This is a genomic window from Janthinobacterium sp. FW305-128, assembly GCF_020858135.1.
Taxonomy (GTDB): domain Bacteria; phylum Pseudomonadota; class Gammaproteobacteria; order Burkholderiales; family Burkholderiaceae_D; genus Janthinobacterium.
In genome coordinates, this window is sequence record NZ_JACYMK010000008.1 from 351,260 (window position 1) to 358,744 (window position 7,485).

7 protein-coding genes are annotated in these 7,485 nt (G+C 62.4%); 4 read left to right on the forward strand and 3 right to left on the reverse strand.

Annotation, left to right across the window (positions count from 1 at the left end; genetic code table 11):
- Nucleotides 1-324: 324 nt before the first annotated feature.
- Nucleotides 325-1,626, forward strand: coding sequence for an L-fucose:H+ symporter permease (gene fucP, locus IGS60_RS18655; protein ID WP_070290605.1), 1,302 nt, complete (start codon nucleotides 325-327; stop codon nucleotides 1,624-1,626).
- 51 nt (nucleotides 1,627-1,677) lie between these two features.
- On the opposite strand, the gene IGS60_RS18660 is transcribed toward fucP, so the two are convergent.
- Nucleotides 1,678-2,571 carry a LysR substrate-binding domain-containing protein gene (locus IGS60_RS18660; protein ID WP_070219182.1) on the reverse strand — a complete coding sequence of 298 codons (894 nt, stop codon included), beginning with the start codon at nucleotides 2,569-2,571 and terminating at the stop codon, nucleotides 1,678-1,680.
- 160 nt (nucleotides 2,572-2,731) lie between these two features.
- Here IGS60_RS18660 and IGS60_RS18665 point away from each other — a divergent pair, with 160 nt between their 5' ends.
- On the forward strand, nucleotides 2,732-4,228 hold the full coding sequence (locus IGS60_RS18665) for a succinate CoA transferase (protein WP_070290606.1): 1,497 nt from the start codon (nucleotides 2,732-2,734) through the stop codon (nucleotides 4,226-4,228).
- A 60-nt stretch (nucleotides 4,229-4,288) separates the two neighbouring features.
- Here IGS60_RS18665 and IGS60_RS18670 read toward each other — a convergent pair whose 3' ends face one another.
- Complete coding sequence (locus IGS60_RS18670; RefSeq protein ID WP_070219183.1) at nucleotides 4,289-4,660, reverse strand: hypothetical protein; 372 nt, start codon at nucleotides 4,658-4,660, stop codon at nucleotides 4,289-4,291.
- Between the two features lie 96 nt (nucleotides 4,661-4,756).
- Nucleotides 4,757-5,419, reverse strand: a complete 663-nt coding sequence (locus tag IGS60_RS18675; RefSeq protein ID WP_230505801.1) for a TetR/AcrR family transcriptional regulator — start codon at nucleotides 5,417-5,419, stop codon at nucleotides 4,757-4,759.
- A gap of 299 nt (nucleotides 5,420-5,718) precedes the next feature.
- On the opposite strand from IGS60_RS18675, the gene IGS60_RS18680 reads away from it, so the two are divergent.
- Complete coding sequence (locus IGS60_RS18680; RefSeq protein WP_230505802.1) at nucleotides 5,719-6,840, forward strand: M14-type cytosolic carboxypeptidase; 1,122 nt, start codon at nucleotides 5,719-5,721, stop codon at nucleotides 6,838-6,840.
- Nucleotides 6,841-6,852: 12 nt separating this feature from the next.
- A complete protein-coding gene (locus tag IGS60_RS18685; RefSeq protein ID WP_230505803.1) occupies nucleotides 6,853-7,317 on the forward strand; it encodes a CYTH domain-containing protein in 465 nt (154 codons plus the stop codon).
- The last annotated feature ends 168 nt before the right edge of the window (nucleotides 7,318-7,485 follow it).

Sequence of the window (7,485 nt, forward strand, 5' to 3'; positions counted from 1 at the left end):
AACAGCCGGGAAAGCTGCGCAATACGGGGCTTTAAGGCATAATGCGGGCGCTGTATCGTAGTTTTACTACAAGACTGTTTTGCCCCGAATGTTGTTTTCAGACGCAGCCCGCAGGCGTGCCGCGCCCACAAGACATCATTCTGGCGAGAAACGGTCGGCCGTGCGCCTGCCGCGCGCAAGAAGCGCCATGCCTGCCCCCGTATCGCTGATGGCAGTCATGGCCCACGCTGATATCTGCGTGGCGCTTGCGCGTCCTGGTGCTGCCCGGGTGGAAACGCTTCCATGCCTGGCAAGATCAACTTGGAATTGAAAAATGGAGAAGGTATGGAATACGTAAAGCAAGGCCAGGGCGTCCAGTCCGCGCAGGCCGGCACGCAAAACAATACAGGCGCCCTGATCATTGTCACGGTCCTGTTTTTCATGTGGGGATTGCTGACCTCGCTTAATGATGTGCTGATTCCCCATCTGCGCTCGATCTACACCTTGACCTATGTCCAGGCGATGCTGGTGCAGTTCTGCTTCTTTGGCGCCTACGCCATCGTTTCGCTGCCCGCCGGCATGCTGATCAAGAAAATCGGCTACCAGCGCGGCGTCGTCGCCGGCCTGCTGATCGCCGCCGCCGGCTGCGCCATGTTCTACCCGGCCTCCACCGGCAGCTATGCGCTGTTCCTGTTGTCCTTCTTCATCCTGGCGGCCGGCATCACCGTGCTGCAGGTGGCCGCCAACCCGTACGTGACGGAACTGGGCGACCCGCAGACGGCGTCGAGCCGATTGACCCTGACGCAGGCGTTCAATGCGCTGGGCACCACCGTGGCGCCTGCGCTGGGCGGCATGCTGATTTTGTCCGGCACCGTGCTGACGGTGCAGCAGTTCGACCTGCTGCCGGCGGCCGAGCAACTGGCCTACCGCGCCAAGGAAGCCGCTTCCGTGCAAGGCCCGTACCTGGTACTGGCCGCCACCCTGGTGATCCTGGCCGTGCTGTTCGCGCTGGCCAAACTGCCGAAGATTTCGCATGCCGACGATGCGGCCGCCCTGGCGCAGGACGGCAACAAGGTCTCGATCTGGTCGCACCGCCACCTGGTGCTGGGCGCGCTGGCCATCTTCCTGTACGTGGGCGGTGAAGTGAGCATCGGCAGCTTCCTGATCAACTTCCTGGGCGAGAGCCACATCGCGGGCCTCAGCCACGCCGACGCCGCCTATTTCGTCAGCTATTACTGGGGCGGCGCCATGCTGGGCCGCTTCGTCGGCTTTGCCGTGATGCGCTATGTCAGCCCGGGCAAGACCCTGGCCTTCAACGCCGCCGTCGTCATCGCGCTGATCCTCGTCGCCGTGTTCTCCAGCGGTCACACGGCCATGTGGGCATTGATCGCCGTCGGCCTGTTCAACTCCATCATGTTCCCGACCATCTTCAGCATGGCCTTGAACAAGCTGGGAGCGCAAACGGGGCAAGGTTCGGGCATCCTGTGCATGGCCATCGTCGGCGGCGCCATCGTGCCGTTCATCCAGGGCTTCCTGGCCGACCACATCAACCTGCAACTGTCGTTCCTCGTGCCGGCCCTGTGCTACACGTTTATTTTGTACTTCGGCTGGAAGTACGCCAGCATGTACAGCGACGACGCCAAGTAAACAAGGTAGCGTTATCAACATAAAGGGTGGCCTCGGCCACCCTTTTTTACGTCAGTGCGCGAATTGCGTGCCCAGCACGTCCTGGCACACCTCGAGCCAGGCGCGCGCCGCGTGCGACAGATAGCGCCCGCTCCAGACGTGCGCCACCTGCCACGCCACTTCCGGCTCGACGATGCGCACCGTCTCCAACGGTTCGCCGGCCAGGCGGTGGATGAACGGCTCGGGCAGCAGGGCCACGCCCAGTCCCGCCGAGGCCATCGCCACCAGCCAGTCCCACTGGCCGCTCTGCGCGGCGATGGTTGGCGCGAAGCCCGCCTGCGCGAAATGCTGGCGCAGGCTGCGCGTGAGCGCGAAATCATCCTTGAGTAAGACCAGCGGCAGCTCGGCCAGCGCCTTGAAGGGCAGCGTCGTGCGGTTTTTCTGGAACGTGCCCGGCTCGGCCAGGGCCCAGATCGGGTAGCTGGCCACTTCCACGGCCACGAGGTCGAGTTCCGGGTCTGCCGGCAGCACCGTCATGCCGATTTCCAGCTCGCCGGCCGCCACCTTGCGTTCGATCTGCTGGCCCGTGTCTTCCTGCAGGGTCAGGCTGATGTGCGGATGGCGCGCGCGGAAGGCTTTTAATACAGGGGTAAACAGCACATTGATCATGGGCGGGATGCCCACCGTCAGGCTGCCGCGCTGCAAGGCCTGGGTGTCGCGCACTTCCAGGGTCAGCTGGCGCATGTTTGCCAGCATTTCCTGGCCGTGCTGGTAGACGATGCGGCCCGTGTCCGTCAAGGTCAGCTTGCGCCCGTCGCGCACCAGCAGCTGCGCGCCCACCTCGTCTTCCAGCTGGCGCACCATCTTGCTGATGGTCGACTGGGTCAGGTGCAGCGATTCGGCCGCCTGCGTAAAGCTCGACAGGCGCACGGTTTCGACGAAATAGCGCAGGGAACGGATATCCAAGAGGGTGCTCGGCAGTGGCGCGACATGAAAATATCGACTGGATGTGGCGAAATTAATTCATGCCATGCATGTAAGCGGGATTTTATACTGAAACCACTTATGGGGTTGGTGTATGACAGCCATCCAGTTTGAGAATATTAAGAATATCAGGAGCATCACGATGTACGAGGACCGTATCCGCCACCCAGGCTTGCTCAGCAAAATCATGAGCGCCGATGAGGCAGCCAAATTGTTCCACAGCGGCATGCGTGTAGGCATGAGCGGCTTTACCCGTGCCGGCGACGCCAAGGCCTTGCCGCGCGCCCTGGCCGAGCGTGCCCTGCAAGGCCCCTTGAGCCTGACCCTGATCACGGGCGCTTCGCTGGGCAATGGCAGCGACGGCCTGATGGCCGAAGCGGGCGTGCTGGCGCGCCGCATGCCGTTCCAGGTCGACCCTGTCTTGCGCGGCAAGATCAACAAGGGCGAAGTCATGTTCATCGACCAGCATCTGTCGGAAACGGCTGAGCAGCTGCGCTCGGGCAACCTGGCTGCCGTCGACATCGCCGTCATCGAAGCGACGGCCATCACGGCGGCCGGCGCCATCATCCCGACCATGTCGGTGGGCAACTCCGCCGCCTTCGCCCAGCAGGCGAAGCAAGTCATCATCGAAATCAACCTGTCCACGCCGCTGGCGCTGGAAGGCTTGCACGACATCTATATTCCGCATACCTTGCCGGGCCGGGAACCGATTCCTCTCACGCGTGTCGACCAGCGCCTGGGCAGCACAGCCATCGCCATCGACCCGGCCCGCATTGCCGCCATCGTCATCACGGACAGCCCCGACAGCCCGTCGAACGCCTTGCCGCCCGACGCGGAAACGCAAGCGATCGCCGGCCATGTGATTGCCTTCCTCGAAGGCGAAGTGGCGGCCGGGCGCATGGGGCCGGAATTGCTGCCGCTGCAGGCGGGCATCGGCACCATCGCCAACGCCGTGCTGCACGGCCTGATCGGTTCGCCCTTCCAGAACATGACGATGTATTCGGAAGTGCTGCAGGACAGCGCCATCGAACTGCTCGATTCGGGCCAGCTGGCGTTTGCCTCGGCTTCGTCGATCACCCTGTCGGCCGCCGTGCACCAGAAGCTGATGGACAATATCGACCACTACCGCTCGAAAATCGTGCTGCGCCCGCAAGAGATCAGCAACCATCCGGAAATCGTGCGCCGCCTGGGCATCATCGCCCTGAACACGGCGCTGGAGTTCGATATCTATGGCAACGTCAATTCCACGCACGTGTGCGGCACGCACATGATGAACGGCATCGGCGGCTCGGGCGACTTCGCGCGCAACGGGCAAGTGTCGATGTTTGTGTCGAAATCGGCGGCCAAGGGCGGGCGCATTTCCAGCGTCGTGCCGATGGTCTCGCATGTCGACCATACGGAGCATGACGTCGACGTGCTGGTGACGGAGTGGGGCTATGCAGACTTGCGCGGCCTGGCGCCGCGCGAACGGGCGCCCTTGATCATCGAGCGCTGCACGCATCCCGCTTACCGCGATCAATTGCGCGCGTATTACGACGCGGCATGCCAGCGCGGTGGCCATACGCCGCACATCCTGGAACAGGCGCTGTCGTGGCATACGCGCTATCAGGAAACGCAGAGCATGCTGGCAGCGCAGTAGTTTGCGTCAGCGTAAACATAGGGCAGGGCGGTGCGGCACCGCGCCTGCCTTTTTCACAATTCAATACATATGCAGCGCCTTGGCGCCCAGGCCCAGCAGGGCAAACGTGGTGGTGGCCTGGATGCCCATGAACCACAGGAAGTGAGTGTGCATGTGTTTGCGGATGTCGCCCAGTTCCGTGCGCAAGGCGTGGCAGTCGCCGCGCAGGTCGCCGCGAAATTGCGTCAGGTCGGCCCGCAGCAGCTGCGACTCGTCGCGCAATTCCGCACGCACGTTGTCCAGGCCTTCGCCAAGACGCTGTTCCAGGGTCTTGAACCATAGCCGGTCATGTTCCCGGTCCGTTTCCAGTTTTGTCAGGCGCGCTTCCATGCGTACAGCATTGTTCGCGCTTTGCTGTTTGTCAAGCCGGTCCGTGGCATAGGCTTCGTTCATCTCGCACTCCTTCGCGCGAGCCGCGCTGCACCAGCGCAGGCGGCGTCACCCCACTGTCCGCCTTTTCCGTCCGGGCGGTTTGCGCTGGGTCAAACGTCACGAGGACGGTGCAAAGCGCAGGCGGATGCCTGCCGTGACGACAGCGAGCAGGTCGTCGATATGTGCGTTCATTTCCAGGTGCGGCGTCCATGGGTCGCCCGCATCCATGACGATGCGCAGGGAAACGAGGCCGTGCAGAGACTGCCAAAAGATTTGCGTCATCGTGTGCAGCGCCGGCTCTTCCTGGCGTACCTGACCCGCCTGCGCCAGTTCGCCGAACAGGTGCAGCGCGTAGGCATACGGGTCTTGCTCGATATTGCCGTGTTCCACTTCGACGGCGTCGACTTCCGCGTGCGGACGCAGCTCCATGAAGATCAGCGAATACTCGTCCGGATGCTGGAAGCCGTACTCGATGTAGGCGCGGCCGACCAGGCTGATGCGTTCCCATGGGTCCATGCTGTTGGCGCAGGCGGTGCGCATGGCGCGTACCAGTTCCAGCAAATCCTTGTCCATGGCCTGGGCGATCAGGGTGGCCTTGTCGCGGAACAGGGCGTACACGACGGTGGTGGAAAATCCTGCCGCCTCGGCCACCTTGCGGATGGAGACGGCGCGCGCGCCACCCTTTTTGATGAGGTCTTTGACGACGTCGATGATGTGTTCGCGCCGCGCCTGCGCCTCGCGCAACTTTCTTTCCTGAATATTGGTCAACTTCTTGTCCACGACTCTTTCCTGGCGACTCTATGAAAGCAGGAATTATAGGGGCGCGATGGCCCGCTAATGTGTCTGGCATTGTTACAATTCAGTTTTTTGTCCGGTGGATGCGACAGTAGACCGATTTTTCGCGCTTTTGACCCCCGCTTTTCCATCGATGCCCCGGAATGGTGCACGAATCGGCCGGCCAGGCTTTGCGAACGGGGACAAAGGGCGGAAAATAGAGGTATAGCTTACACTGCGTTTAGCGCAACGGCGGCCGCCCGCGAGGCGACGCCGGCACACTTACATTCGGACGGGATCATTACATGACCATTAAAATCAGCCAGAACTTCGACTCGGGCGCCATCGACGTGGTGAGCGCCACCAGCGCCGGCGCCATCGACCTGAACTTGCGCAAGGATAGCCACGCCGACATCCACCAGTGGTTTCACTTCCGCCTGCAGGGCGCGCGCGGCCAGGCATGCACGATGCGCTTCCTGAACGCGGGCCAGGCCACCTATCCGGCCGGCTATGAAGACTACCAGGCCGTGGCCAGCTACGACAGCGAAAACTGGTTCCGCGTGCCGACGACGTTCGACGGCCAGGTCATGACGATCTCGCACACGCCGGAACTTGACAGCGTGTACTACGCCTACTTCGAACCGTACTCGTGGGAACGCCATTTGCGCCTGCTGGGCGAAGTGGCCGAGCATCCGCTGGCGCGCGTATCGGACCTGGGCAGCACGGTCGACGGCCGCGACATGAACATGGTTACCATCGGCAATCCGCAGGCGGAAAAGAAAATCTGGGTCATCGCGCGCCAGCATCCGGGCGAATCGATGGCCGAATGGTTCGTCGAAGGCTTGATCGACTCGCTGCTCGACGACGCCAACCCGATCGCGCGCAAACTCTTGCAGCGCGCCGTGTTCCACATCGTGCCGAACATGAACCCGGACGGCTCGATTCGCGGCAACCTGCGCACGAATGCGGCTGGCGCCAACCTGAACCGCGAATGGATGACGCCATCGCTGGAATCGAGCCCGGAAGTGCTGTGCGTGAAAAACAAGATCCACGAAACGGGCGTCGACATGTTCTTCGACATCCACGGCGATGAAGCGCTGCCGTACAACTTTGTGGCCGGCAACGAAATGCTGGAAAACTTCACGCCGGCGCAAGCGGCGCACCAGAAAGACTTTATCGAGCGCTACAAGCAGGCCAGCCCCGATTTCCAGGACAAGTTCGGCTATGCGGCCAGCAAGTACAAGTCGGACATGCTGACCCTGGCGTCGAAATACATCGGCCACCACTTCGGCTGCCTGGCGCTGACCCTGGAAATGCCGTTCAAGGAAAATGCCGACTTGCCGGATCCGGCCGTGGGCTGGAACGGCGCGCGCAGCGCGGCCCTGGGCGCGGCCATGCTGCAGCCTATCCTGCTGTCGCTGGATTGAGCGGCGTTGATCATGGGCGTCGAGATCGAGCGTAAATTCCTGCTGGCCGGCGACGCCTGGCGCGGCCTGGGGCAGGCGGTACTGCTGCGCCAGGGCTACCTGTCGTCCGAGCGCGAGCGCGTGGTGCGCGTGCGCATCGAGGGCGAACAGGCGATGCTGACCATCAAGGGCGCCAACGTGGGCACGACGCGCGGCGAGTGGGAGTATCCGATCCCGCTGGCCGACGCCGTCGAACTGCTCGACGGCCTGTGCGAACAGCCGCTGATCGAAAAGTACCGCCACCGCATCGAACACGCGGGCATGGTATGGGAAGTCGATGAGTTCCTGGGCGTCAATGCGGGCTTGCTCGTGGCCGAGATCGAACTGGCCTCGGAAGACCAGCCCTTCGAGAAGCCGGAATGGATAGGCGCGGAAGTGTCGGGCGATGCGCGCTACTACAATGCCAACCTGATCCGCCACCCGTTCTCGCAGTGGTGATAGTGTTTTAAATGACGTTGAAATGAAAAAGGCGGAACCGGGGTTCCGCCTTTTTTATGCGCCAACGCTGTTGTCGGATTACGCCGTTCCGGCTAATCCGACCTTGTATTATTCCCCTCATGCCGTTCGTGGTATTGCGAACGGTATCGACCGCTGTCAAAATCTTGG

Bases quoted from the DNA above. Each gene is read 5' to 3' on its own strand.
- fucP (WP_070290605.1), top strand. From the start codon at position 325: ATGGAATACGTAAAGCAAGGCCAGGGCGTCCAGTCCGCGCAGGCCGGC.
- IGS60_RS18665 (WP_070290606.1), top strand. From the start codon at position 2,732: ATGTACGAGGACCGTATCCGCCACCCAGGCTTGCTCAGCAAAATCATG.
- IGS60_RS18670 (WP_070219183.1), bottom strand. From the start codon at position 4,660: ATGAACGAAGCCTATGCCACGGACCGGCTTGACAAACAGCAAAGCGCG.
- IGS60_RS18680 (WP_230505802.1), top strand. From the start codon at position 5,719: ATGACCATTAAAATCAGCCAGAACTTCGACTCGGGCGCCATCGACGTG.
- IGS60_RS18685 (WP_230505803.1), top strand. From the start codon at position 6,853: ATGGGCGTCGAGATCGAGCGTAAATTCCTGCTGGCCGGCGACGCCTGG.